A 24,788-nucleotide genomic window follows, 5' to 3' on the forward strand; every position below is an offset into this window, starting at 1 on the left:
GGGGGGAAGGAAGGAACCATGCACGAAGTCGTCAATCCGTTCGATCTCCAACCAATCGGCAGCGTTCCGACCGCCGACTGGGATACGGTCGACGGATACCTCGCCGAAGCCCATGCGCTGTGGCGCGACCGGTCGCAGTGGAAGAAGCCGCACCAGCGCGCGGCGATCCTCCACAAGGCGATGGAGATCATGCGCGAGCGGCGCGATCATCTCGCCTTCCAGGTCGCCAACGAAGGCGGCAAGCCGCTGATCGACGCGCGGGTCGAGGTCGACCGGGCGATCAACGGCATGGAGCTGTGCATCCACGAGATCGGCGCGCTGCGCGGCACCGAAATCCCGATGGGGCTGACCGCCGCGGGTGACGGGCGGCTGGCGTGGACCACGCGCGAGCCGATCGGCGTGGTGGTGGCGGTTTCGGCCTTCAACCACCCGCTCAACCTGATCGTCCATCAGGTCGCGCCCGCGGTGGCGACCGGCTGCCCGGTGATCGTCAAGCCGGCGAGCGACACGCCGCTGTCCTGCTTCGAGTTCATCGACATCCTTCACGAGGCAGGGCTCGAACCCGGCTGGGCGCGGGCGGTTGCGCCGCCGCGCGATGCCTCCGAACGGATGGTGACCGATCCGCGCGTCGCCTTCTTCAGCTTCATCGGCTCGGCGGGAGTCGGCTGGGGGCTGCGCTCGAAGCTCGCACCCGGCGCGCGCTGCGCGCTGGAGCACGGCGGGGTCGCGCCGGTGATCGTCGATGCGACCGCCGATCTCGACAAGGCGGTGCCGAGCCTGCTCAAGGGCGGCTTCTACCATTCGGGGCAGGTCTGCGTTTCGGTCCAGCGGGTGTTCGCCCACGCCTCGGTGGTCGACGAGCTTGCCGCGCGGATGGCCGAAGGGGCGAAAGCGCTCAAGGTCGGCAACGCGATCCATGAAGACACCGAGTGCGGCCCGCTGATCCGCCCGAAGGAGGTCGACCGCGTCGCCCAGTGGATCGACGAGGCGCGCGCGGGCGGGGCGAAAATCCTGTCCGGCGGAGAGAAGCTGTCCGACACGACCTATGCGCCCACGGTGCTGCTCAATCCGTCACCCGAGGCGACGATCTCGCGCAACGAGGTGTTCGGGCCTGCGGTGTGCATCTATTCCTACGACGATGTCGACGCGGCGATCAAACAGGCCAATTCGCTCGACGTGGCGTTCCAGGCGGCGGTGTTCACCAACGATTTGTCGGCAGCGATGCACACCTATCGCAATATCGACGCCTCGGCGGTGATGGTGAACGACCACACCGCCTTCCGCACCGACTGGATGCCTTTCGCCGGGCTGCGGACCTCGGGCCACGGGGTTGGCGGAATTCCCTACACTTGCCACGAGATGACGATCGAGAAGATGATCGTGATCAGGTCGTAGGCGCAGCGGGTGTTGACACTGTTGACACTGTCCTTGCGACCTTTCGAACCAACCTAACACCATCTCTCCGGACTTGATCCGGGGTCCCGCTGGCTCTGGCACCGCGCTCGAAGAATAGCGGGACCCCGGCTCGGGGGCCGGGGCGACGTGGATGGAAGGCGGCGCGGGGGGGGGAGTGGGTGTTGACACGGTTGACACTCTCTATGGATGGCGCAAATCCGGCAAAATTCACCCCTCCTCCAGTAACAGGATCTCGCACTCCACCACCAGTCGGGGTTGGGGCAGCATGGTGTGCTCGACGCCGGTCACCGTCGCGTCCGCGACCAGCTGGCCGGGCAGGGTGAATTCGTGTTCGGGCAGGATTGCAATCAGCACTTCGCCAGCGTCGACCTCTTCCGGACCGGCGTAGGCAATCCGCAGCCGATGCCGTGAACCGGCGAAGGTGATGCTGGCCCACGGCTGCTCGGCATGCGCGAGCACCGATCCTTGCCCGTCAGACAGCGCCAGCACGGCTTCACGCAAGCGGTCGGCCATGGTCCGGCGTACTCGGCGCGGCGGGGCGGGGAAGGCGGGCGGATCAATTGACATGGGCTTCTCCCTGATAGGAAGCGATGAAGCTCTGCACCCGGCGCTCGGTCCCGGTGCGCGGGATTCGTCCGTTGCGCAGGTCGATCACGAAGCGAGGATCGTGGGCCACCAAGCGCCCGAACTTGGTCGCGGGCATCCCGGTCTGGCGAAGGAATTTCTCGATGGTTCGGATAAGCATGCGGCTCCCCAGCGATGGATTGGCGCGCGTGCCGGGCCCACCCCGACTCGCTCGATCCCCCGAGTCGTGCTGCGCGAAATCCTAGGCGATTATCCCCTTGCGACACGTAGCGGCTTCTGCTACACAATGTGCATGGCAAAGAAAGCAATCACCCTCCGTCAGTTTCAGGCCCGCTTCCCCACTGAGGAAAGCTGCCTAGAGCACCTTAAGCTGGTCCGCTTTGGCGAACGTCACGAGTGCGAAAAGTGCGGCAAGGAAGCGAAGTTCTACCGGATCGCAAAGCGCCGCTCGTATGGTTGCGAGCATTGCGGCCACCAACTCTATCCGACTGCCGGAACGCCCTTCCATCGCACCCGCACGAGCCTGCGCGATTGGTTTCATGTCATGTTTCTGTTCACCACTTCGCGCAGCGGCGTGGCGGCTAAGGAAGTCGAGCGCCAGCTAGGCGTGACCTACAAAACCGCGTGGCGCATGTGCCATGAAATCCGCAAGTATATGGCGCTGGTTGACGGTGACCCTCCCCTTGGCGGCGAAGATACCGTTGTCGAAATCGACGAGACGTTCCTTGGCGGCTACAGGGCCGGTGGAATGGGCGGCAAGGGCAAGACAATCGTGCTGGGTATGCGCGAGCGCAACGGCGATGTGATTACCCGCGTTGTCGAAAGCCGCCGTTCGGCTGATATCATGCCGCATATCGCTGGCAACGTCCTGCCACTGACTGAAATCCACACCGACGAATTGAACGGATACAAGGGAATCCCGTTCGTCGCTGGCTTCACTCACAAGCGCGTCAACCACAGTGCTGGCGAGTATGTTTGCCGCAAGTCGGGTGCGACCGTGAACGGCCTAGAAGGCTACTGGTCGCAGCTTAAGCGCTCGATCAACGGAACGCATATCCATGTCAGTCAGAAGCATCTTTCGAAGTATCTTGGCGAGTTTGAGTTTCGCCACAACTGGCGGGCGTTTCCTCACGCGATGCTTCCTGAGTTGATGGCTTCGTTCGGGCGCTGCTAGGCGCTTCGCCGTTAGCCATCGCCTCTAGGAGGCGGTCGAATTTGTTGTTCGCCTCAGCCATCATAGTCTCCTAGCACACGCTCGACAGTTGGCCCACCGCCAGGGATGGATTGCAGCAAGTCACCACTGTTGGGGCCACCGAATGCCGCATGGTATATGGCAGTTCGAACTTGGTTGCGAACCCTCTGCCAATTTCGAAACTTGATAACTGAAATCTTGTATTTCGTGACGGCGTTGGAACCGGGCAAAAGGCTGTCAAGGTTGCCCCAATCGGGAATAGTAAGGCTGCGTGGGTCTACTTCCTCGATCATCTCTCTAGCGCCGGGAAACCATCCCACGCCTAGATCGAGCCATTTGTAGAGAGAAGAATGAAACCGATTATCATGGCCTTCCCATTTCGCCCAATCCGCCTCTGTAAATCGCTCACCTGCTTTCACCTTGGCCTCAATCATCTCGCCTTCATACTCGATCATCTCACTGTAGAATTTTTCAGTTTCGCGGGCTTTTATCGCTTGTAAAGCCAAGAAGATTGTCGAGTGATCTCGCGCATTGCTCTCTTGAAACGAATTCAAAAACGCGGAATTTTCAGCCTAATTAGACTTCACTACTTCAACTATTCCATCTGAGTAGCTACGAGCGGCCTTTTCGACATTGTCAGTTCGCTCTGTCAGTCTTGCCTCTAGCCCTGTCATCCGCTGATAATCTTCGATGATCAGCTTTCGATCCTCAGAAATCTCTCGGACGCTTGCTCTTAAAGCGATGATCTCAGCTTCAAGTTCTCCAAGACCGGGCTGTAATTCTTCGTCACCCGGCAATGAGTCTAGAATCTGTTGCGGCGTAGGAGAAGACAGAGGGCGAAAATAGCGGATCGCAGCAAGTAGGGCGGCGACAACCAGTATGGTCGCAAGTGTGCCCGCCAACCCAGCAGCTAGCGCATCGGCCCAATTCAGGTCACCCAACCGGCTCATTTGTGTTGAAAGCCAAGTGAGGGCACCCCAAAGTGAAAGCGCGGCAAGCCCCCACCGCTGCACAACATCAAGCCAATTGTCGGCCTTGGTGAAGTATTTGATGAATCCCATCCACCCGCCATATCACCGCCCCCGCCTAAACGGGAGTCGGCAATAATCTGCTGTGTTTTCTGTATCCTAGACATGGATTCCTCTACGTGTTTGAGGGGGATAATCGCCAAATCCTACTTGTCTAGGAAAAATACATCGTGTAGGCAGGAAATCCATCGACGATGAGGACGAACATGTCGAATGCACGCGAAAGATTGCTCGAATTGAGCCGCCAGTCGGGTACCAGCCTGGCCGGTCTGTCCGATATGATCGGGCGCAACCCCACGTATTTGCAGCAGTTTATCCGCAAGGGCAGCCCGCGTCGGCTGGAAGAGCGCGACCGGCGGCTGTTGGCTGACTTCTTCGGGGTCGCCGAATCCGAACTCGGCGGGGCGGAGGATAAATCCTACACTCCGACGCGCAAGCTACCGATCGACGGGGGGTGGGTCGATGTACCGCGCCTTTCGCTCGCGGCATCGGCGGGTCCGGGCGCGGTAAGCCACGAGGAGGCGCCGTTCGACAATTTCCGCTTCTCGCGCCGCTGGCTGCGCGAACAGGGTCTCGACGGATCGAAGCTCTCCGCCATCGCGGTCGAGGGCGACTCGATGGAACCCCTGCTGCGCGCGGGCGACGAGGTGCTGGTCGACCACGCCCCGCAACCCTTCCGCGACGGCATTCACGTGGTGCGGCTGGACGACACCCTGCTGGTCAAACGCGTCGCTGCGCAGGGCGGCGGACGCTTCACCCTGCTAAGCCAGAACCTCGCCTACCCCCCGATCGAGGTGGGGGCGGAGGATATCGAGATTATCGGGCGGGTGGTGTGGAAGAGCGGGCGATTATAAAGCTCGATTTTCGCCCTTTCCCGACATTCGAAGTGCAAACCAATGATTGCTGGACTAAATTGAGGTAGAGCCAAGCCATGCTCGACATTGTGATTTATCTTTCATGGATCGTCATTGGTGCAGTCGGCTTGGTTTCGATGATGCGGAGTGGCGTAGCTCCTGGTCCGGGAGGGATGAATGGTGAACGGCACGGTGACCATCCCGGCCTGTTCTGGATAACCGTCATGTTGTCGGTCGGCGGGATCATTGGTGGTGTGTTCGGGTTGGCAATCTCGATCTTCTAGACTTGAGATGCGAGGTATTGTCTAACTGGTCGCCCGCAATCGGCCCTGCTGGTTCGGTCGCAATAGCGTATGGCAGCTTGCAATCCAGCCCACTCCCCGCCAACTCCCCACCATGACCGACACCTCCGCCACGCCGCCGATGAAGGCCGCCATCATCCCCGTCACGCCGTTGCAGCAGAACTGCTCGCTGATCTGGTGCACGAAGACGATGAAGGGTGCGCTGGTCGATCCGGGCGGGGATCTGGACAAGCTCAAGGCGGGAGTCGCCCGGGCTGGGGTCACGCTCGAAAAGCTGCTCGTCACCCATGGCCATCTCGACCATTGCGGGCAGGCGGGGATGCTCGCCGCCGAGCTCGGCCTGCCGATCGAGGGACCGCACGAGGAAGACCGCTTCTGGATCGCGCAACTCGACGACGACGGCGCACGCTGGGGGATGGAGGCGAAGACCTTCGAGCCGACCCGCTGGCTGGAGGATGGCGACACGGTAACCGTCGGAGAGCTCACGCTCGAGGTGATCCATTGCCCCGGTCACACGCCGGGCCACGTGGTGTTCTTCCACCGGCCGTCGAGATTCGCCATCGTCGGCGACGTGCTGTTCCAGGGCAGCATCGGCCGCAGCGACTTCCCGCGCGGCAACCACCAGGACCTGATCGATTCGATCACGCAAAAGCTCTGGCCTCTGGGCGAGGACGTGCTGTTCATTCCCGGTCACGGCCCGACCAGCACCTTCGGCCGCGAACGCCAGACGAACCAGTTCGTCAGCGACTACATGCTGCAGCAATGAACTTTCGGCGGCTCGCCCTTTCTGGATTGTTCGCCGCGTGCACCTTCCCGGGTTCGGTCGCAGCAAGCGAACTCGCAGGACCGGGCCGCTTCTGCGGCTATTCGCCGATCATCGACCTGCTCGAAGGAGAGACGATCACGACTTTGCAAGGTGGCATCCATGGCGGAAGTTTCCGCTGGGACGGCGCTTTCGGGACGCTGTAGGTTTACGGAATCGGCTTGGCTGGCAGGCCGCCAGGCGCAATCGTGCGCGAGCCTGCAGAAGGTCGCCCGGGTCGGTTCGAACAGCGCCGGGAGGACGGCGACTATGTCGTGGCGATCTGGAATGGCGAGCACGGCGCTGCGTACTTCCATTCCGCACAACCGCTGACGCCGCAACACTTCGCGGCGATCGACCGCGTATTGCTGTTCAACGAAGGTGAAACGCCGGAAGGCTGCGACCTGAGGACCGTCTTCTCCTGGGAGTAGGGTCCGCGTTTGCGCCGGGTATTACATCACCCCAATCACCACCAGCACCGCCACCACCGCCAGCCCGAGCTGGGTCAGCATGGTGATCAGCACCCCGATCATGCGCGGCTTCGCCGGTCCCTCGCTGTCCATCCCGATGGCGTGGGCGATCCGGCCGAGCATGTAGACGCCCGCGACCCAGGCGAGCCACGGCTGGCCCTTGCCGGTCAATTCGATGGCGGCGACCAGCGCCAGCACCCAAGGCGTGTTCTCGACGAAGTTCAATTGCGCACGCATCCGGCGGGTCAGCGGGCCGCCGGCATCGTCGCCATGCAGGATCTTGAGCTTGCCGCGCAGCTGCCCGCACCGGATGCCGAGCCAGATGTTGATGATCGCCGCAGCGGCGGCGGCGCAGAGCGTAACGGGCAACACAATATTCATGAACGAAATTCCTCCCCTGATCGGCCTGCTGGCTATAGCGTGTCGAGACCGCTTGCAAGCGGCGCGGAATTCGCTATAGCGCGCCCCTTCACCGTCATGGCCGGGCCATCGCGTCGGCGCACTCTTGTGCGCACCGCAGGCTTCGCCTAGGGCGGCTAACGCAACGATTTGAACCGAGTTTAAGGAACAGGTGCCACCATGGCTGTCCCTAAGAGAAAAGTATCGCCGCATCGCCGTGGTAACCGCCGCTCGCACGATTCGCTGAAGGTCGAGGCCTTTCACGAGTGCTCGAACTGCGGCGAACTCAAGCGTCCGCACAACCTGTGCACCGCTTGCGGCCACTATAACGGTCGTGAAATCATCGCCGTCGGTCTCTGATCGAATCGACCATTAAACGGAGAACGCCATGAGCCTGCCGCGTATCGCTGTCGATGCGATGGGCGGCGATGAAGGCGTGCGCGTGATGATCGCCGGGGCCGCCGAGGCGCGCCGGCGGCACGACAAGTTCAAGTTCCTGCTGGTGGGTGACGAAGCGCGGATCACGGCCGCGCTCGAATCGCATCCCAATCTGCGCGCGGCCTCCGAAATCCTCCATTGCAGCGATGTCGTTGGCGGCGATGAGGTGCCGAGCCGGGCGCTGCGCCGTGCCAAGACGACGTCGATGGGCCTTGCGGTCAATGCGGTGAAGGAAGGCAAGGCGGGTGCCGCAGTGAGCGCGGGCAACACTGGTGCGCTGATGGCAATGAGCAAGCTCGCGCTGCGCACCATGCCGGGGATCGACCGGCCCGCACTCGCCGCGATCATGCCGACGCTGGGCGACAACGACGTCATGATGCTCGATCTCGGCGCCAATACCGAGGCCGATGCGCGCAACCTTGTGCAGTTCGCGATCATGGGCGCCGCCTATTCGCGCATCCTGACCGGCAAGGACAAGCCGCGCGTGCGCCTGCTCAACATCGGCACCGAAGAAAACAAGGGCTTCGACCGGCTGCGCGATGCGGCGGCCCAGTTGCAGGCCGTAACCGGTCTCGACCTGCAATTCGATGGCTATGTCGAATCGGACAAGATCAACCGCGGCGAAGTCGATGTAGTGGTGACCGACGGATTCTCCGGCAACATTGCGCTCAAGGCGATCGAAGGCACCGCGCGCTTCGTCACCGACCTGCTGCGCCGCGCCTTCACCAGTTCGATTCGTTCAAAGGTCGGCTTCCTCGTCTCGCGGCCGGCGACCGAGTTGCTGCGCCACCATCTTGACCCCAACAACCACAATGGCGCGGTGTTCCTTGGCCTCAACGGGGTGGTGGTGAAGAGCCACGGCAGCGCCACCGCCGGCGGGGTCGCCAATGCCGTCGCGGTTGCCGCGCGCCTGCTGGAGGAAAACCTGACCCATCGCATCAGCGCGGGCCTTGCCGAGTTGCGCGCGCGCGAAGCGGACGTTGGCACCACCGACGAAGAGGCCGAGGCCGCGAAGTGATCCGATCGCTGATCAAGGGCAGTGGCTCGGTCCTCCCGCAGAACTGCGTCACCAATGCCCAGCTTGCGGCGCAGGTCGACACCAGTGACGAATGGATCGTCGAACGCACCGGCATCCGCCAGCGCTACATCGCGGGCGAGGGCGAGACGACTTCCACCCTTGCAACCGAGGCGGCGCGCAAGGCGCTCGATGCGGCCGGCATGGACCCGGCGAGCGTCGAGCTGATCATCCTCGCCACCGCCACCCCCGACCACACTTTTCCCGCTACCGCCACCCAGGTGCAGCGCGCGCTCGGCTGCCGCGGCGGGATCGCGTTCGATGTCCACGCGGTGTGCTCGGGCTTCCTCTATGCGCTGGGCACAGCAGACTCGATGCTGCGTACCGGCATGGCCAAGCGCGCGGTGGTGATCGGTGCGGAAACCTTCAGCCGCATCCTGGATTGGGAAGATCGCACCACCTGCGTACTGTTCGGCGACGGGGCGGGGGCGATCGTGCTCGAAGCGGCCGAGGTGGCGGAAGACGGGCCGGGGATTCTCGCGACGCGGCTCCACGCCGATGGCGAGCACAAGGACCTGCTCTATGTCGACGGTGGTCCATCGACCACCGGGACGGTCGGCAAGCTGCGGATGAAGGGGCGCGAAGTGTTCCGCCACGCCGTGGTCAATCTGGCGGACGTGCTGGGGGAGACGCTCGATGCAGTCGGGATGACGGCGGCCGATATCGACTGGGTGGTGCCGCATCAGGCCAATGCCCGCATCCTCGACGCGACCGCGCGCAAACTCGGCCTGCCGGCCGAAAAGGTGATCGTGACAGTGGACCGCCACGCCAACACCTCGGCCGCATCGGTGCCCCTGGCATTCGACACAGCCGTGCGCGACGGGCGGATCAAACCGGGCGATGTGGTGATGTTCGAGGCGATGGGCGGCGGCTTCACCTGGGGCGCTTCACTCGCCCGTCTTTAGGCATGGTGTGAAACAATTGTGCAGAATGCGGGGCTAAATGCCTCCGCTTATTGCCGACTCGCATTATTTCCGTTACCGTCCAGCCTCTTACTTTCGGGTCGCAGCGAATGGGAGCAGGTGGATGTCCCGATCAATGAGTACCCTTACCCGCGCCGATCTCGCCGAGACGATCAACCGCAAGATGGGCTTCTCGCGCGCGGAGTCGCTCGACATGGTCGAGGCGATCCTCGGCCATATGTGCGAGGCGATGGCGCGGGGCGAGAATGTGAAGATTTCCGGCTTCGGCAGCTTCGTGCTGCGCGACAAGAAGGAACGCATCGGGCGCAATCCCAAGACCGGCGTCGAAGTGCCGATCACTCCGCGCCGCGTGATGACCTTTCGCGCCAGCCAGCTGCTGAAGGAACGCATCGCCAAGGGGTGAACTTATGAGCGCCGATTTCGACGACGGGAAAGACGACGGCGCGCTGCGCACCATCGGCGAAGTCAGCAAGGCGCTCGATATCAAAGCCCATGTGCTGCGTTACTGGGAGCAACAGTTTCCGATGCTCGATCCGCTCAAGCGCAGCGGCGGGCGGCGGTATTACCGGCCCGAAGATGTCCAGCTTGTCGAACGGATCAATTACCTCGTGAATGAGAAGGGCTACACGATAAAGGGCGCGAAACAGGCGATCGAAGAGGGAGATGCCGGATCGGACTCTGAAGCGAGCGAAGTTCCGGGCGCAAATGCCGCCGCTGGATCGGACTCCCCGTCGGGTCAGGGGTCGGGCGATTCAATGGGATTGCCGCGCGACGGGGCCTCTTCGCAACCCGAAACGCAACCTGCCGACACGCCGGCTCTTTCTGGACCGCCGATCACCGGTGACGCGCCTGTCGCAGACGATGGCGGACTGGCCAGCTTTTTCGGAGAGACGGCGACGCCTACAGGCGATGTCGCCGAGGAGTTGGACGAGCCACCAGAGCCGCAATTGGCGGGCGAACCTGCCGGGTCGGGAGAAGACGCGGTGGCGTCGGCGTCGGCGAAGACAATCGACAGGGACACCGTCGTCGAGCGCCTCAAGATGATTCATCGCAGCTTGAGCGAAGCGATGGGAGCCCGGTCAATCGAGCTGATTTAGCGGCGGCGACGGGGTGGTGGGACTGCCTAAGTAAACGACGCCCGAGAAACGACCGTCTTCTTCCGCGGACAATGTGACGCCACGCTCGAAAACGTCGCTTTCACTTCCGTTCCTGATCGGGCCACATGCAACCGGTTCGCCCGTACAGGCCCATGTTTCGCCACCGTTTCCGGTAATATCGAGTGCAACGGTCAGCGGCTGCGGCAGATGACCGGCCATCGGCAGATACTTATCGCCCCACGGCACTCGCGAAAGGCTGGCGTGAACGTTTCCGGTAAGGACCAACGTCGTCGAACCCGCATGAGATCCGCGGATGATGCTCACCGCGTTGATTGCCTCCCATGTTTCGGTGCTCGCAGGAGGCTCGGCCAGAAGCGGCATATATGCGACGACCTTTGACACCCTGCCGACCTGATGTAACTGTCGCAGGGTTTCGAACATGGCGAACATAGCCTTGCTGGATCTCCCGTCCTTGAACGTCTGGTTCCACAGCGGGGCCGAGCGGAATTCTGCGAGATCTTGTTCGTTGCCTTCGGATGCAAGAAACTGATCGATCGACGGTTGATTGTCCTCACCCTGTTCGAGCGCAACCACAACGGGGGCCGCTTGCGCCGTCAGGCACACGGCGTCTGCGAAAATCTTCGGGCTTTCCGCATTCCCGTGCATTTCGCCAAGTACGACGAATGCCGGCGTCCTTTCCGCCAGCATCTCTTCTCAGCCTGTGATCGGATTGCACTCGACTACCGGTTGTGAAGTGGCGAGCGCCAACCCCATGATATGCAACAGCATTTTAGCGACCTTGTGAAGGCAACATCATACGGTACGATATCAATGCAATAAGGAAAGGCAAACTACTCCGCCGCAAGCAATTCCTCCGCCGCCCCCAGATCGACGCTGACCAGGCGGCTGATGCCTTTTTCGATCATCGTCACGCCGAACAGGCGGTGCATGCGGCTCATCGTCACCGCGTTGTGGGTGACGATAAGGTAGCGGGTCTTGGTTTCTTTCACCATCGAGTCGAGCAGGTCGCAAAAGCGGTCGATATTGGCGTCGTCCAGTGGCGCATCGACTTCGTCGAGCACGCAGATCGGGGCGGGGTTGGTGAGAAACAGGGCGAAGATCAGCGCGGTTGCGGTCAACGCCTGTTCGCCGCCGGAAAGCAGGGTCAGCGACTGCAGCCGCTTGCCGGGCGGCTGGGCGAAGATTTCCAGCCCCGCCTCCAGCACATCGTCGCTATCGATCAGCGCGAGATGCGCCTGCCCGCCTTCGAACAGGCGGGTGAACAGGCGCTGGAAGTGGGTGTTGACCTGTTCGAACGCCGCCTTCAACCGCTCACGCCCTTCGCGGTTGAGGCTGCCAATCGACCCGCGCAGGCGGTTCACCGCTTCGGCCAGCTCGGCCTGCTCCGCTGCGCTCGCGCCGTGGGTGGCCTCGATCTTCGCCAGCTCGTCGGCGGCAACGAGGTTGACCGGACCAATCCGCTCGCGGCTGGCGAGCAGACGTTCGTGCTCCTCGCCTTCGAGGCCGGAGTTCTTTACCTCTTCTGGGTCGAAGCCGAATTTCTGCGCCAACAGCGGCGGCGGGCAGTGGAAGCGTTCGCCCGAGATACGCGCCATCTCGCTTCGCCGCGCCTCTTCGTTTTCGGCGCGGGCGGACAGACCGGCGCGGCTTTCGCGCGCGGTGGCAAGCGCTTCATTGGCTTCAGCGAAGGCGCGGTCGGCGGCTTCGGCGGCTTTCTGCGCCTCGGCCACGACCGCCTCGGCCTCCGCGAGTTCTCGCGTCAGCCGCTCGCGCACCGCGTCACCCTGTTCGATCTCGCGCATCAGGGCTTCGGGCTTGGCGGCGAAAATCGCGCGCTCCTGCTCGATCTCCTCGAACCGGCGCGCCATGTCTCCAAGACGGCGCGCTGCTTCGCTCGAACGCGTCTGCCAACTGGCCATTTCACTGCGCTGCGCTGCGGTGCGTTCGCGGGTTACCGCCAGCCCCTGGTCATGCGCGGCGAGGTTGGCCGTGGCCGCCTGCAAGCCGGACTTTGCAGCTTCGTTCTTTGCCTGCGCCGCTTCGAGCGAAGCCCGGCCGGCGGCGGGATCGGGCAAGGCAGATTTGCGTGCCTCAGCGGCAGCGAGATCCCCGGCTGCTTGCCGGCGCTGCTCGGCATGCTCACCAGCTGCACGATCCAGTTCAGCCAGCCGCGCCGCGAGGCGCTCCTTCGCCGCTTCGGCCTGATCGAGTTCGCGCAGGGTCCGGCGCTCTGTCTCGGCCGCCTCTGCCACTGTGCGCTCAAGTGCCACGAGAGTGCGCTGCAAGTCTGCAAGCTCCGACTGCACTGCATCCTGCCGTACCTGAGCGGCTTCGGCGGCGGACCGCAGTGCCGGCAGTTGCTTTTCGAGTTGTGCCAGCCGGTTGTCCGCTTCCAGCCGGGCCGCTTCCGCCGCGCCTTCTCCGCGCGCGACGAAACCGTCCCACCGGCGCAGGTGCCCGGCACGGGTGACGAGCCATTCGCCGGGCTTGAGCGCACGCCCGTCGTCCTCCTCGGCAACATGGACCAGCGCCAGCCGCGCGGAGAGCTGCGGTGGGCATTGCGTAACATGATCGGCGAGGCTGCCGGCGACCTTGGCGGGGGCGGTGCCGCCGGTCCAGAACCGCCCGTCGCCCTGTGCATCGCCGAGTGGGGCCTTGGCATCGCGGCCCAGCACGGCGGCGAGCGCGCGTTCGTACCCCGGTTCCGCGCGTACCTCGTCGAGTGCGATAGGTCGCCCTTGCCGCTGTGCGCGCGCCTTATCGCGCGAGTCGCGATCGCGCAGCAGCGCGGTGTGCTCCCGCTCGACCCCGGCCAGTTCGGCCCGCGCGGCGGCGAGAGCACTGCTGGCTTCGTCACGCGCGGCCTGCAGTTCTGCTTTGCGTGTCTGCTGCGTCTCGAGTTCGGCGCGCGCCACCTTGAGCGCTTCGGCCGCGGACAATGACGCGGCCTGAGCCTCGCCGAGCCGTGCCTCGGGATCGCCTGCCTCGGCCAATTCCGCACGCTGCCGCGCCTGTCGCTCTGCCTCGGCATCGAGCCGGTCGAGCCGGGACCGCGCCTGGTCGATCTCGGCTTCGGCGACACGCCATTCGGCTTCGACCCCGGCGTGGTCCGCAGTCGCGCGGGCGAGCGCGAGTTCGGCGGCGCGGCCTTCACGCTCTGATTTTTCGACCGCAGCGGCAAAGGCGGGCCGTTGCTGCTCGTCTTCGGTGAGTGCCTTCTCGCTCGCGGCGAGATCGCGTTCGAGCTTTGCCAGCGCTTCGGCCGCGTCTTTGGTCAGCCGGTCGGCATCGCCGCGGTCCTCCTCCAGCCGCTGCTTCTGGCGGTCGAGATCGGCGAGGCGCTGTTCGGCGGCTTCAAGCTGGCCGGTAAGTGCGGCCATGCGGTGGCCATGCGCGCTGGCATCATCACGGCGGTCTTGCTGTTCCTCGCGCGCTGCGGCGAGCACTTCTGCCGCCTCGCGCTGCGCCTTCATCGCCTCGTCGGTCGCCACCTTGGCATGCTCGACCCGCTCGTCTGCCCGCTTCGCCTCGGCCCGTGCCGCTTCCGCCGCCGCCGCCGCATCGCGCCAGCGCGCGAACAGCAGACGGCCCTCGGTGGCGGTGATCTGTTCAGTCAATCTTGTGTAACGCTCGGCCTGCTTGGCCTGCCGCCGCAGCGAGGCGATCTGGCTGTCGAGCCCCGCCATCAGGTCTTCGAGCCGCGCGAGGTTGGTTTCGGTCGCGCGCAGCTTTTGCTCGGCATCGCGGCGGCGGACATGCAGGCCCGCGATGCCCGCCGCTTCCTCCAGCATCTGGCGGCGTTCGGTCGGCTTGGCGGCGATGACCTGGGCGATCTTGCCTTGGCTGACCAGCGCCGGGCTATGCGCTCCGGTTGCCGCATCGGCAAATGTCAGCGCGACATCCTTTGCCCTCACGTCGCGCCCGTTGAGGCGGTAGGCGCTGCCCGCACCGCGCTCGATCCGGCGGGTCACGTCGAGCTGCTCGCCGCGATCGTCCTCGGCATGGAGCACGACTTCGGCGAAATCGCGCGCCGGGCGGGTCGCCGTCCCGGCGAAGATCACATCCTCCATCCCGCCCGAGCGCATGGATTTGGGCGAGTTTTCGCCCATCACCCAGCGGATCGCCTCGAGCAAGTTGGACTTGCCGCAGCCGTTAGGGCCGACGACCCCGGTCAGCCCCGGTTCGATATGCAGTTCGGCAGGTTCGACGAAGCTCTTGAATCCGCTCAGCCTGAGCTTCTTGATTTGCATCGCCGAACCCGTTTCCCCCTCAGGCTGCGGCGCCTAGCGCGCGCCGGCCTTTTCGAGCAGGGGCTTGATCGCATTCCAGTTGTTGGCATCGACCTTGTTGCCGTTGATGAAGAAGGTCGGCGTGCCGGTGACGTCGAATTCCGCCGACTGCTTTTGCGAACGCTCGGCAATCGCGGTATAGACATCTTCCTTGGCGAGGCACTGGCGCGCCTGGTCGGCGCTCAGCCCGCGCGCGGCGAAGAACTCGTAGAAGCCGCCGATCTCGGCGATCTGCACCAGCCGCTGCTCGGGGGGCAGGTTGATCGCCTGTTCGACCTGAGCCGAATTCTCGATGATCGGGGTCAAAAGCTGCTGGAGGTTCGCCCACACCTGGTCCGCCAGAGGGTGGAATGCTTCCTTCTCGCCGCACCGGACCAGCGTCGCCAGCGCAAGGTCGTGCGGGCCGTGGATCTGGTTGCGGATCTCGAAGCTGACCCGGCCCGAATTGACGAATTCGGTGCGCAGTTCTTCCGCGCCGGTGGTGGCGAAGGCTGCGCATGCCGGGCAGGTGAGCGAGGCATATTCAACCAGCTTGATCGGTGCATCGGGGTTGCCCAGCACATAGCCGTCATATTCGGAAACATTCGTCACGTCGGACCATTGCGTTCCGGCAGGCGCGGCGATCGGCGCGATGGGTTCGCCTTCGGTTGCGCCTTCCTCTTCGGCGGAGTTGCAGGCAGCAAGGCCCAATGCGAGCGGCGCGACGAGAGCGGCGAGGGCGAGGGTGCGGAACTTGGTCATGGCGTCGTCCTTGAAAGCAGGGTTGTGAGGCTATCGGATGATGGTGGAGGGGTGAAGCGAAGACGGGGGCTTTCCACAGCTTGTCCCCGCACTTGTCCCGTCAGAAACGCTCGTTCAGCTTGGTCTCCAGCGATTTCCATTCGTGAACGTGGTCGAGCAGCTTGCCGTCGATCGCGAAGCTGGGGGTGCTGGTGACCCCGAACTGCTCGAAATCGGCCTCGGAATTTGCTTCGAGCCGGTCGGCCTTAGCGTCGTCGGCCAGGCACTGGTCGATATCGACACGCGAATAGCCGCGCGATTCCATCAGTGCATAAAATCCGAGATCGTTGGCGATCGCGCGGCGCGCGGCGGGCTTGTCTGCCGCTGTCCAGCGCGCGACCCGCGCCTGTGTGGCGCGTTGGGCAACCGGGAGCCAGCCGCGCTGGGTGCGCATGAACATCGCATGGTTGCGGATGAACCGGTCGCTATCGCCGCATTGCGCGAGCAAGGTCGCAACAGTGTCGATCGAATTGCGGATCACCGGGCGGACCTCGACCTTGACCTTGCCGGTGCCGATGTAGGCGATTTGCAGCGCCGGATCGCCCTGCATGGCGAAGGTCGCGCAGTGCGGGCAGCTGTAGCTGACGAATTCGGTAAGCGTCACTTCGGCGGCGGGATTGCCGATGGTGTGCGCGCGCTCGGAAACGGCCACGGTGGCATGCCACGGCGTATCCGCCGCGATGCCCAGCACCGCAACCGCAGCCAGCGCGATCATCCGCAACGGACGCTTCCAGCTCATCGACCCGTCAACCTTTCCCGTCTTGCCCACCCAGACTCCTCGCCAGCGATTCCAGCACCGTTCGCAGTTCCGGATCGCCGATATCGCGCAAACTGTCCCCCAATTCCATCGGGATCGGCTTGAGCGAAGGCGGAGCCTTGGGCTTTTCAGCAGGAGGCGGCTTAACCGCACCTTGCCGCAATTTCACCCGCGAAACCGCCGAATAGCCGAAAAAACGGTTCACCCGCTCGATGATCTCCGGGATGACATGCTGGATCAGCGGTGCATGCGCCGGGGTCACGACCAGCTGGAGGATTCCTTCGGATTTCTCCCCCGGCGGGAAACGGATCGATTCGGGTGCGCAGACGCGGGCATGGGCCGGGCCGACGATCTCGGGCCAACGGGTCACGACGCTCGACTGCACGAAGCCGAAACGGCGGAACGCGGTGCGCCCGATCTGGGGCATCAGCTCGGCAATCGGCTTGGCCGGGCCTCCGCGCGGGCGTTCGTAGGGTTTGACCTTCGAGCCTTTGCCCCTGGGTTTGTCGCTGCTGCGTTCCATTGCGCCTGCGCCCATGCCATAGCCGCGGCGTGACCGCCAGCACTGCCGACATTTCCGCCCTGCTGCTCGCCTGGTACGACCGCCACGCGCGCGACCTGCCGTGGCGGGCGAGGCCGGGTGATCCTGCGCCCGACCCCTACCATGTGTGGCTGTCCGAAGTGATGCTGCAACAGACCACCGTGGCGGCGGTGAAGCCCTATTTCGCCAAGTTCCTCGCGAACTGGCCGACGGTCGAGGTGCTCGCCGCCGCGCCGGACGAGCAGGTTATGGCCGCGTGGGCCGGGCTGGGATATTATTCGCGCGCGCGCAATCTGGTGAAGGCGGCGCGCGCGGTGGCCGACCTCGGCGGCTTCCCCACCGGCGAAGCAGAGCTGCGCAAACTCCCGGGGCTGGGCGATTACACCGCTGCCGCCGTCGCCGCGATTGCTTTCGGCCGGCGCGCGGTGGTGGTCGACGCCAATGTCGAGCGGGTGGTCGCGCGGCTGTTCGCCATCGGCGAGCCGCTGCCGGGCGCGCGCAAGACGATCCGGGCGCGCGCCGACGAGCTCACTCCCGATTCGCGGGCAGGGGATTTCGCGCAAGCGATGATGGACCTTGGATCGGGCATCTGCACTTCGCGCGTGCCGAAATGCCTGCTGTGCCCACTGTCCGGTGCCTGTGCGGCGCGCGCTGAAGGCGAACCCGAACGCTATCCGGTGAAACCGGCTAAGAAGGCGAAGCCGGAACGGGTGGGCAATGCGTGGTGGATCGTGAAAGACGGCTCGGTCTGGCTGGTCCGGCGCCCGGCGACCGGCATGCTCGGCGGAATGCGCGCCTTGCCCGACGATGGCTGGACTGCGCAGCGCGATGGGGTGGGCGAACCGCCGCTGGCGGGCGACTGGCGGCTCTGCGGCGCGGTGAGTCACGTTTTCACCCATGCCCGGCTCACATTGCGTGTTCATGCGCTGGTCGACGGGGAATCCGCACCGCCCATGGCCGGCGAGTGGTGGCCGCTCGACGCGCTCGACACTGCAGGCCTGCCAACCCTTTATGCAAAAGCCGCCCGGCTTGCCCTAGCGACCGGATAGGCAATTGACCGTTCAGCCAGCTTCGCCCAAACCGCGTCAAACGATTTCAAAAGAGGACCTGTCGATGGCATTCCGTTCGTTCGAGAATTCGCAGATTTCGCGTCGGTCGCTGCTGCGCGGCTCGGCCATGGTCGGGGCGGGCCTTGCCCTCACCGCGCATCCTTTCGGCCGGATGGCCTTCGCCCGGACGAGCCAATGGCCCAATGTTCTCGCGACAGTCGAAGACTATGTATCGAGCGGCAAGGTCGCCAACATGATCGCCGCATTGGGCTGGGGCCAAGGCGAAGCTGAGGTCATCGCGCGCGGCAAGCTGGCGTTCGACAGCATGGTCGATGCCGATATGGACAGCCTCTACCGGATCTATTCGATGACCAAGCCGGTCACCGGCATGGCAGCGATGATGCTGGTGGAGGACGGCACCATCGCGCTCGACCAGCCGGTAGCGGACTTCATCCCCGGCTTCGCCAGCATGATGGTGCAGAAGGAATATGACGGCAGCATCGGGGATGAAAACCTCGAGCCGGCGAAGACGGCGGTCACCGTCCGCATGCTGATGACCCATACTGCCGGCTTGGGCTACGGGATCATCCAGAAAGGCCCGATCGTCAAAGCCTTCGAGGAAAAGGGCCTGATCCCTGGCCAGGTCAGCCGCTTCCCGATCCCTGGTCTGAGCCGCGCGAAGCCGACCGACAGCCTCGAGAAATTCGCTGACGGCATCGCCGAGCTGCCGCTGGTCTATCAGCCGGGCACAAAGTGGAGTTACTCGGTCGGGCTCGATGTCCTCGGCCGGGTGATCGAGGTCGCCTCTGGCATGCCGTTCGATGCATTTCTCAAGGCACGCATTTTCGAACCTTGCGGGATGCGCAGCACCTGGTTCCAGGTGCCGGAAAGCGAAAAGGCACGGTTGACAACCAACTACGGGGTGGCGGGCGGCATGGTCCTGCCGATCGATCCGGGCATGAATTCGATCTATCTCGACAAGCCGGGTTTCCCCTTCGGTGGGGCAGGTCTCGTCTCCAGCACCCGCGATTACGACCGCTTCCAGCGCATGCTGGTGGGCAAGGGGATGATCGACGGCACCCGGGTGATGGCGGAGGCGACGGTGCTGCAAGGCACGTCGAACCTGCTGCCCGAGAATGTCGATTTGACGGGGACCTGGGTGGCAGGGCAAGGCTTCGGTGCGGGCGGACGCGTGACCGGCGCGGCCTATGGCTGGGGCGGTGCGGCGGGCACCACCGCCTTCGTCGACATGGCGAGCGGGCTGCGCGCGGTGAACATGACGCAATACTCGCCGTCCGAGGCCTATCCCATCCAGCGCGAGTTTCCGGAGATTGTGCTCAAGGACCTTGCGCTCCGCAGCGAAGCCTACTGAGCATGGCGGCCGCACCGCTCGCCTTCACCGGGTCGCGGCTCGACCGGGCAGACCATATCCGCGCCGATCCGGATGGGCTGGCGGGGCTGATGAATTGGCGGGCGAAGCTGCTCGCGCTCGATGGGCTGATGCCGGGGCTCGACGATGCGAACGGTCTCGTCTGGGGCACGCTGGCCGACGCGCCGGAGGATGCCGAGCTGGTTTTCCTCGGCCTCGATGACGGAAAGGCCTGCTTCGCCGCCGTCCCGCCGCTGGGCGATGCCAGCCCGCGCATGGCCAACCCGCAGCTGTGGGGCCTGATGCAGGCGCTGCGGCCGGACGATCTCGCGCTCTACGGCGGCGCGCGCAGCCTGGTCGACTGGCACGCGCGGCACCGCTTCTGCGCGGCCTGTGGCGGGCCGACCGCCATCGCCAAGGGCGGCTGGCAGCGCAATTGCGGATCGTGCGGCGCGCAGCATTTCCCGCGCACCGACCCGGTCACCATCATGCTGGTCGAATATGAGGGCCGCCTGATGCTCGGGCGCGGGCTCGGCTGGCCGGAGGGCCGCTTTTCCGCGCTCGCAGGCTTCGTCGAGCCGGGCGAAAGCATCGAGGAAGCGGTCGCGCGCGAGGTGTTCGAAGAATCTGGAGTACGGGTGCGCGACGTGACCTACGTCGCGAGCCAGCCGTGGCCGTTCCCGAGCCAGCTGATGCTCGGCTGCCACAGCCACGCCGACGACGACGCGCTGACCATCGACGCGACCGAGATGGCCGAGATCGAATGGTACACGCGCGCGGATGTTGCGGCGGCGCTGGCGGGCGAGGGCCCGTTCATCGCCCCCCCGCCGCACGCGATCGCACACAGCCTGATGCAATGGTGGATCGACAAATGACCAAACTCGCGATCGATATCTGGTCCGACGTGATGTGCCACTGGTGCCTCGTCGGCTGGGGCAATCTGCAGCAGGGGCTCAAGCTGGTCGAGGGCGAGATCGAGGCCGAGGTGCGCTGGCACGCCTTCGAACTCAATCCGGACATGGCGCAAGAAGGCGAGGACCGCACGGAGCATATTGCGCGCAAGTATGGCAGGACGCTCGAGGAATCGAAAAACGTCCAAGGCCGGATGCGCGAAGCCGCCGAGGCGGCGGGCGTGTCGCTCGACTACGAGGGGGCCGAACCCGCACCGCCGGCGATGATGTGGAACACCTTCGAGGCGCACAAGCTGCTCGCCTGGGCGCTCGCGGTCTACGGCCCGGCGCAGCAGACCGAGCTCAAGCTCGCGCTGTTCGCGGCGCATTTCAACGACCGCCGCCCGATCGGCGAAAGGGCCGAACTGCTCGCAATTGTCGAGGAAATCGGCTTCGACCGCGCCGCCGCCGAAACCGCGCTCGATGACGAGGACCTCGCCCGCCACGTGCGGCTGGACGAGCAGCAGGCCTATGACGCGAACATCATGGGCGTCCCCGCGATGGTGATCGAGGGCAAGTTCATGGTGCCCGGCGCGCAGCCGCCCGAAACCTACGCCAATGTGCTGCGGCGGGTTGCGGGGAAAATCGGCTAGATCAACCCCAGCCGTTGCAGCTTTCCGGCCATCTTGCCGGGCAGCACGTCGCCGATGTCTTCGCCCTCCGCCAGATCGCGCGGGGGTTCGCCCTTGAGGTATCGCCATCCCTGATGTGCGCGCTTGGGGCGGGGCAGGACCGGCACCAGCCGCGGATCGAGATCGATCGACCAGCGCCCGTCGGTCGTCTCACTGAAGCCGAGGATCGTGCTGCGCGCGACAATATTGTGCTGGTGGATCCAGAACAGCGACCCGCCGATGCACTGCTCCCATTTCGTCGGGCGGTAGCGGGTCGTCAGATTGGGGCTGCGGCGGTTTGCATACCAGCTTTCCAGATCGGCATAGCTTTGCGCGCCGAAGGCGATCTTGGTCAGGTGAAGGCGGGGCTTGTCTGCCATGGCGGCGGAGATAGCGACTTACTCGCCAGTCTCAACCCGCCAGCCCGACCGCGACCGCGAGGCCGAGGAAGGCGAAGAACCCCATCGAATCGGTGATCATCGTCACGAACACCGAACTGGCGACCGCCGGGTCGATGTCCAACCGCTCGAAAATCACCGGCACCAGCACACCGGCGAGCCCGGCGATGATGATGTTGATGATCATGGCGGCAGCGATCACCCCGCCGAGCATCGGGGTGAACAGCAAAGACACCGCCGCACCGATCAGGATAGCGATGGTCACCCCCATCAGGAAGGCGACGCGGAACTCGCGCCACAGGATGCGGCCGGTGTTGGCTTCGGTCAGCTGGTTCATCGCGATCGCGCGGACGGTCACCGCCATGGTCTGGGTGCCGGCATTGCCGCCGATGCTGGCGACGATCGGCATTAGCACCGCGAGCGCGACCAGCTGCTCAATCGCCGCGCCGAACATGGCTATGATCGTGCTCGCGACCACGGCCGTGCCGAGGTTGGCGACCAGCCAGCGTACCCGCGCCGAATAGGCCTCGCGGATCGGCTCGTTGATGTCCCCTTCGCCCGCGCCCGACAGCAGCATGGCGTCTTCCTGCGCTTCCTCGGAGATGATGTGGACCACGTCGTCGACCGTCATCTGGCCGACCAGCCGCCCGCTCTCGTCGACCACGGCGGCGCTGATGAGGGCGTATTTCTGGAACATAAGCGCGACCTCTTCCTGGTCGAGCATGACGGGGACCAGCGTCTGGTCGCGCTGCATCACATCGGTCAGCGCGATGCCGCGCGGGGTAGTGAGGATCCAGCTCAGCGCGCAGGTACCGACCGGGTGGTGCTTGTGGTCGACCACGAAGACCTCGAAGAAGTCGCTCGCCAGGTCGGTTTCGTTGCGCAGATAATCGATCAGGTCGCCGACCGTCATGTGTTCCGGCACCGCGACGAACTCGCGGCTCATCAGTCGGCCGGCGGTCTCCTCCGGATAGGCAAGCGCGCTTTCGATCGCGACGCGGTCCTCGTCGTCGAGTTCGGCGAGGATCGCCTGCCGGTCCTCTTCGTCGAGGTCCTCGATCAGCTGGACCGCATCGTCGGTGTCGAGCTGTTCGGCGATGGCGGCGACCGCGTCGGCGGGCAGCGCTTCCATCATCTCTTCGCGCACGAAGTCGTTGAGCTCGGCGATGACTTCCGAACCCATCAGGTCGGTGATTGCGGCGGCAAGCACGGCGCGCTCATTGCGCTCTAGCAGCTCGATCAGGTCGGCGAGATCGGCCGGGTGGAGCGGTTCGACGAGATCGTAGACCGCGCCATCATCGCCCGCCTCGAGTGCTTCGCGCACGGCGCGGACATAGTCGGGCTTGAGCGTGTTTTCCCCGTCCAGTCGCGCGTCGTCGATCCGATCGTCTGGGCGTGCCCCGTCCTCCGCCTCGCGCGGATCGGCGTGCAGCAGGTCGAGGTCAGACCGGTCGTCCATCGTGCTGCGTTCCCTACGGCAGGGTGGTCGAAAAGCAAGCGGGGTGACATTGCGCGTTGCGCCTCTATATCGGCGGGCAACATTCACTCAGGAGATTCCCATGGCCGACACGCTGACCCTCACCCTCGACACCGGCAACGGAGAAGGCGGCGATGTCGTCATCAAGCTGCGGCCGGACCTTGCACCGGGCCACGTTGCACGCATCACCGAGCTGGTGAACGAAGGCTTCTACGACGGGGTCAAGTTCCACCGCGTGATCCCCGGCTTCATGGCGCAGGGCGGCTGCCCCAATGGCACCGGCATGGGCGGCAGCGACAAGCCCGACCTCAAGGCCGAGTTCAACGCCGAACCGCATGTGCGCGGCGTGTGCTCGATGGCCCGCACTAGCGTGCCCGACAGCGCGAACAGCCAGTTCTTCATCTGCTTCGACGATGCGCGCTTCCTCGACAACCAGTACACCGTATGGGGCCAGGTCGAGAGCGGCATGGAACACGTCGATGCGCTGCCCAAGGGCGAGCCGCCGCGCGAGCCGGGCAAGATCGTCAAGGCGACGGTTTCCTGAGGCCTTGAGAACGGGCGCGGGGCGATGAGACACTGGCTGGCGGTCGCGGCGCTCCCGCTGCTGCTGGCGAGCTGCATCACCCCGCTGCCTGACATCACCCAGAGCCGTAGCCCGTGCCGGTTGGAGCCGGGCGGCTGGTGCGGTTTCGTGCGCGAAGCGGCGCGCGAGGCGTGGCCCTATGCCATGCTCAGCTCCAACGCCTATCTCGACGATGACGAATACGCGGCTTTGCCCAAGTCTCTCGTCAGGCGCGAGGCGGCCGGCAACGATAGCAGCGGCCTCGCCTATCTGGTGTTCGACCGCTACGCGCTGGTCGATGGCGAACGCGGGGCGCTTGCGGCGCGGGTAATTGCCTTTCGCGGGACGGAATTTGGCTCGGCGGCGGATATTTTTCGCGGTTCGCTGGGCGAAGGCCAGCGCCAAGGCGCGCAATTGGTCTATGCCGCCGAACGCGCGCTGCTCGACGCCGAGGGCAATTCCGATGTGCCGATCGAAGTGACCGGACACTCGCTGGGCGGAGCGCTGGCGACGCAGATTTCCATCGAGTTTCCGGAAGTCCGTGCCTTCGTGTTCAACACCTCGCCATTCTTTTCGGGCGACCCGATGATGAACGACACCAACCGGCTGGCTATTTCGGAGCGCGGCGAGTTCCTGCGCCTGCTGCGACGGTACAAGATGACCCCGGCAGCAGAAGAGGTCGTGATCAACTGCAACCCGTCATTGACTGCAACGAAGAAGCACAGCATCCGCGCGCTGAGCGATTGCCTGATGTGGATCGCCGCCTATTCGGACTCGGAAGCCTACGATTTGCTCGGCAAGGATGATGATCCGGTGACCAAACCCGAAGTCGAATGCGGCGGACCGGGCAAGGCTCACCCCGGTCCGTTCGTAGCAACCAACGAAGCCTGCGTTCACGCAGCAAGACCGAAGGATGACGACTGACGGATACATTCCCCGCCCTCGATGCGACGCTGGCCATGCTCTCGGGGATCATGGCCGATGCGCGCGACGACTGGTGGCTGATCGGCAGTGCGGCGGTGGCGCTGCATGGAGCCGATCCCGGCACCATTGCCGATGTCGATGTGGTGCTGTCGGAAGCCGATGCACGGCACATCTTTACTCTTCAGGGCATTCCGTCTGCGCCGGGGATCGCGGACGAACGATTCGTTTCGAAGATCTTCGCGACGTGGAGCGATGCGCCGCTAAGGGTCGAATTCATGGCCGGTCTGCATCGCAGCGAAGGCGGGGTATGGCAGCCGGTCCGGCCACGAACCCGCGTTGCGGTTGAGCGGGACGGCTGGCGGGTGTTCGTCCCGGCGCGGACAGAGCTGGCGGAGATATTGCGCAGCTTCGGCCGACCCAAGGACCAGCTTCGGCTCGCGGCCCTCGAAGCGCTCTAGATTATTGTTTTGCCGCGTTTT

The 24,788-nt window shown here is 64.5% G+C and carries 31 protein-coding genes; 19 read left to right on the forward strand and 12 right to left on the reverse strand.

The features are described from left to right. The first annotated feature begins 18 nt into the window (after positions 1–18). On the forward strand, positions 19–1,395 hold the full coding sequence (locus NSO95_RS05135) for an aldehyde dehydrogenase family protein (RefSeq protein ID WP_257595089.1): 1,377 nt from the start codon (positions 19–21) through the stop codon (positions 1,393–1,395). 228 nt (positions 1,396–1,623) lie between these two features. On the opposite strand, the gene NSO95_RS05140 is transcribed toward NSO95_RS05135, so the two are convergent. Both NSO95_RS05140 and NSO95_RS05145 read right to left on the reverse strand, forming a co-directional pair. Continuing rightward, positions 1,624–1,983: a hypothetical protein gene (locus tag NSO95_RS05140; protein WP_257595090.1), complete on the reverse strand. Its 360-nt coding sequence runs from the start codon at positions 1,981–1,983 to the stop codon at positions 1,624–1,626. Then, on the reverse strand, positions 1,973–2,161 hold the full coding sequence (locus NSO95_RS05145; protein ID WP_257595091.1) for a hypothetical protein: 189 nt from the start codon (positions 2,159–2,161) through the stop codon (positions 1,973–1,975). Before NSO95_RS05145 ends, NSO95_RS05140 begins: the two co-directional genes overlap by 11 nt. A gap of 132 nt (positions 2,162–2,293) precedes the next feature. Between NSO95_RS05145 and NSO95_RS05150 the strand changes: the two genes are divergently transcribed. Further along, a complete protein-coding gene (locus tag NSO95_RS05150) occupies positions 2,294–3,175 on the forward strand; it encodes an IS1595 family transposase (RefSeq protein ID WP_257595092.1) in 882 nt (293 codons plus the stop codon). A gap of 53 nt (positions 3,176–3,228) precedes the next feature. On the opposite strand, the gene NSO95_RS05155 is transcribed toward NSO95_RS05150, so the two are convergent. Together NSO95_RS05155 and NSO95_RS05160 are read right to left on the reverse strand one after the other, a co-directional pair. Then, on the reverse strand, positions 3,229–3,699 hold the full coding sequence (locus NSO95_RS05155; protein WP_257595093.1) for a hypothetical protein: 471 nt from the start codon (positions 3,697–3,699) through the stop codon (positions 3,229–3,231). Between the two features lie 66 nt (positions 3,700–3,765). After that, on the reverse strand, positions 3,766–4,254 hold the full coding sequence (locus NSO95_RS05160; RefSeq protein ID WP_257595094.1) for a hypothetical protein: 489 nt from the start codon (positions 4,252–4,254) through the stop codon (positions 3,766–3,768). Between the two features lie 173 nt (positions 4,255–4,427). On the opposite strand from NSO95_RS05160, the gene NSO95_RS05165 reads away from it, so the two are divergent. The 5 genes from NSO95_RS05165 to NSO95_RS05185 all read left to right on the forward strand — a co-directional run bounded on the left by NSO95_RS05165 (position 4,428) and on the right by NSO95_RS05185 (position 6,610). Then, on the forward strand, positions 4,428–5,075 hold the full coding sequence (locus NSO95_RS05165; RefSeq protein ID WP_257595095.1) for a S24 family peptidase: 648 nt from the start codon (positions 4,428–4,430) through the stop codon (positions 5,073–5,075). Positions 5,076–5,152: 77 nt separating this feature from the next. After that, a complete protein-coding gene (locus tag NSO95_RS05170; protein ID WP_257595096.1) occupies positions 5,153–5,359 on the forward strand; it encodes a hypothetical protein in 207 nt (68 codons plus the stop codon). A 139-nt stretch (positions 5,360–5,498) separates the two neighbouring features. Further along, on the forward strand, positions 5,499–6,143 hold the full coding sequence (locus NSO95_RS05175; RefSeq protein WP_257595364.1) for an MBL fold metallo-hydrolase: 645 nt from the start codon (positions 5,499–5,501) through the stop codon (positions 6,141–6,143). Beyond that, complete coding sequence (locus tag NSO95_RS05180; RefSeq protein ID WP_257595097.1) at positions 6,140–6,346, forward strand: hypothetical protein; 207 nt, start codon at positions 6,140–6,142, stop codon at positions 6,344–6,346. The genes NSO95_RS05175 and NSO95_RS05180 overlap by 4 nt, the downstream gene beginning before the upstream one ends. A gap of 42 nt (positions 6,347–6,388) precedes the next feature. Beyond that, complete coding sequence (locus NSO95_RS05185; RefSeq protein WP_257595098.1) at positions 6,389–6,610, forward strand: hypothetical protein; 222 nt, start codon at positions 6,389–6,391, stop codon at positions 6,608–6,610. A gap of 21 nt (positions 6,611–6,631) precedes the next feature. On the opposite strand, the gene NSO95_RS05190 is transcribed toward NSO95_RS05185, so the two are convergent. Continuing rightward, complete coding sequence (locus NSO95_RS05190) at positions 6,632–7,030, reverse strand: MAPEG family protein (protein WP_257595099.1); 399 nt, start codon at positions 7,028–7,030, stop codon at positions 6,632–6,634. 198 nt (positions 7,031–7,228) lie between these two features. Between NSO95_RS05190 and rpmF the strand changes: the two genes are divergently transcribed. From rpmF to NSO95_RS15390, 5 genes are all read left to right on the forward strand, one after another. Further along, positions 7,229–7,408, forward strand: coding sequence for a 50S ribosomal protein L32 (rpmF, locus tag NSO95_RS05195; protein ID WP_257595100.1), 180 nt, complete (start codon positions 7,229–7,231; stop codon positions 7,406–7,408). Positions 7,409–7,436: 28 nt separating this feature from the next. Beyond that, positions 7,437–8,504, forward strand: a complete 1,068-nt coding sequence (gene plsX, locus NSO95_RS05200; RefSeq protein ID WP_257595101.1) for a phosphate acyltransferase PlsX — start codon at positions 7,437–7,439, stop codon at positions 8,502–8,504. Further along, complete coding sequence (locus NSO95_RS05205; protein ID WP_366518992.1) at positions 8,501–9,466, forward strand: beta-ketoacyl-ACP synthase III; 966 nt, start codon at positions 8,501–8,503, stop codon at positions 9,464–9,466. The genes plsX and NSO95_RS05205 overlap by 4 nt, the downstream gene beginning before the upstream one ends. Positions 9,467–9,587: 121 nt before the next feature. Next, positions 9,588–9,887 (forward strand): integration host factor subunit alpha, encoded by a 300-nt coding sequence (locus NSO95_RS05210; protein ID WP_257595102.1) that lies wholly within the window; start codon positions 9,588–9,590, stop codon positions 9,885–9,887. A 4-nt stretch (positions 9,888–9,891) separates the two neighbouring features. Next, positions 9,892–10,581, forward strand: a complete 690-nt coding sequence (locus NSO95_RS15390; RefSeq protein WP_436278021.1) for a MerR family transcriptional regulator — start codon at positions 9,892–9,894, stop codon at positions 10,579–10,581. Here the strand turns inward: NSO95_RS15390 and NSO95_RS05220 are convergent. From NSO95_RS05220 to NSO95_RS05240, 5 genes are all read right to left on the reverse strand, one after another. Next, positions 10,564–11,289, reverse strand: a complete 726-nt coding sequence (locus NSO95_RS05220; RefSeq protein WP_257595103.1) for a ChaN family lipoprotein — start codon at positions 11,287–11,289, stop codon at positions 10,564–10,566. The two genes, NSO95_RS15390 and NSO95_RS05220, sit on opposite strands and share 18 nt — an antisense overlap. A gap of 143 nt (positions 11,290–11,432) precedes the next feature. Next, positions 11,433–14,852, reverse strand: a complete 3,420-nt coding sequence (locus NSO95_RS05225; RefSeq protein WP_257595104.1) for an AAA family ATPase — start codon at positions 14,850–14,852, stop codon at positions 11,433–11,435. 33 nt (positions 14,853–14,885) lie between these two features. After that, the gene (locus tag NSO95_RS05230; RefSeq protein WP_257595105.1) at positions 14,886–15,632 is read right to left on the reverse strand and encodes a DsbA family protein; all 747 of its coding nucleotides are present in this window, start codon (positions 15,630–15,632) and stop codon (positions 14,886–14,888) included. Between the two features lie 100 nt (positions 15,633–15,732). After that, positions 15,733–16,440, reverse strand: coding sequence for a DsbA family protein (locus NSO95_RS05235; RefSeq protein WP_257595106.1), 708 nt, complete (start codon positions 16,438–16,440; stop codon positions 15,733–15,735). After that, positions 16,418–16,951: a DUF721 domain-containing protein gene (locus NSO95_RS05240; protein WP_257595107.1), complete on the reverse strand. Its 534-nt coding sequence runs from the start codon at positions 16,949–16,951 to the stop codon at positions 16,418–16,420. Before NSO95_RS05240 ends, NSO95_RS05235 begins: the two co-directional genes overlap by 23 nt. Positions 16,952–16,980: 29 nt before the next feature. On the opposite strand from NSO95_RS05240, the gene NSO95_RS05245 reads away from it, so the two are divergent. The 4 genes from NSO95_RS05245 (at position 16,981) to NSO95_RS05260 (ending at position 20,930) form a co-directional block, all read left to right on the forward strand. Continuing rightward, positions 16,981–18,018 (forward strand): A/G-specific adenine glycosylase, encoded by a 1,038-nt coding sequence (locus NSO95_RS05245; RefSeq protein ID WP_257595108.1) that lies wholly within the window; start codon positions 16,981–16,983, stop codon positions 18,016–18,018. 64 nt (positions 18,019–18,082) lie between these two features. Continuing rightward, the gene (locus NSO95_RS05250; protein ID WP_257595109.1) at positions 18,083–19,390 is read left to right on the forward strand and encodes a serine hydrolase domain-containing protein; all 1,308 of its coding nucleotides are present in this window, start codon (positions 18,083–18,085) and stop codon (positions 19,388–19,390) included. 2 nt (positions 19,391–19,392) lie between these two features. Then, positions 19,393–20,262 (forward strand): NAD(+) diphosphatase, encoded by an 870-nt coding sequence (gene nudC, locus NSO95_RS05255; RefSeq protein ID WP_257595110.1) that lies wholly within the window; start codon positions 19,393–19,395, stop codon positions 20,260–20,262. Beyond that, on the forward strand, positions 20,259–20,930 hold the full coding sequence (locus NSO95_RS05260; RefSeq protein WP_257595111.1) for a DsbA family oxidoreductase: 672 nt from the start codon (positions 20,259–20,261) through the stop codon (positions 20,928–20,930). The genes nudC and NSO95_RS05260 overlap by 4 nt, the downstream gene beginning before the upstream one ends. On the opposite strand, the gene NSO95_RS05265 is transcribed toward NSO95_RS05260, so the two are convergent. Together NSO95_RS05265 and mgtE are read right to left on the reverse strand one after the other, a co-directional pair. Continuing rightward, complete coding sequence (locus NSO95_RS05265) at positions 20,927–21,328, reverse strand: DUF1489 family protein (protein ID WP_257595112.1); 402 nt, start codon at positions 21,326–21,328, stop codon at positions 20,927–20,929. The two genes, NSO95_RS05260 and NSO95_RS05265, sit on opposite strands and share 4 nt — an antisense overlap. 31 nt (positions 21,329–21,359) lie before the next feature. Then, positions 21,360–22,805, reverse strand: a complete 1,446-nt coding sequence (gene mgtE / locus NSO95_RS05270; protein WP_257595113.1) for a magnesium transporter — start codon at positions 22,803–22,805, stop codon at positions 21,360–21,362. A 100-nt stretch (positions 22,806–22,905) separates the two neighbouring features. On the opposite strand from mgtE, the gene NSO95_RS05275 reads away from it, so the two are divergent. From NSO95_RS05275 to NSO95_RS05285, 3 genes are read left to right on the forward strand one after another with little or no spacing between them, the layout of a single operon-like run. After that, positions 22,906–23,367, forward strand: coding sequence for a peptidylprolyl isomerase (locus NSO95_RS05275; protein WP_257595114.1), 462 nt, complete (start codon positions 22,906–22,908; stop codon positions 23,365–23,367). Between the two features lie 24 nt (positions 23,368–23,391). Next, a complete protein-coding gene (locus tag NSO95_RS05280) occupies positions 23,392–24,309 on the forward strand; it encodes a Tle-like phospholipase domain-containing protein (protein ID WP_257595116.1) in 918 nt (305 codons plus the stop codon). 35 nt (positions 24,310–24,344) lie between these two features. After that, positions 24,345–24,767 (forward strand): hypothetical protein, encoded by a 423-nt coding sequence (locus tag NSO95_RS05285; protein ID WP_257595117.1) that lies wholly within the window; start codon positions 24,345–24,347, stop codon positions 24,765–24,767. The last annotated feature ends 21 nt before the right edge of the window (positions 24,768–24,788 follow it).

The sequence above is a fragment of the Parerythrobacter lacustris genome, assembly GCF_024626475.1.
Taxonomy (GTDB): Bacteria; Pseudomonadota; Alphaproteobacteria; order Sphingomonadales; family Sphingomonadaceae; genus Parerythrobacter_A; species Parerythrobacter_A lacustris.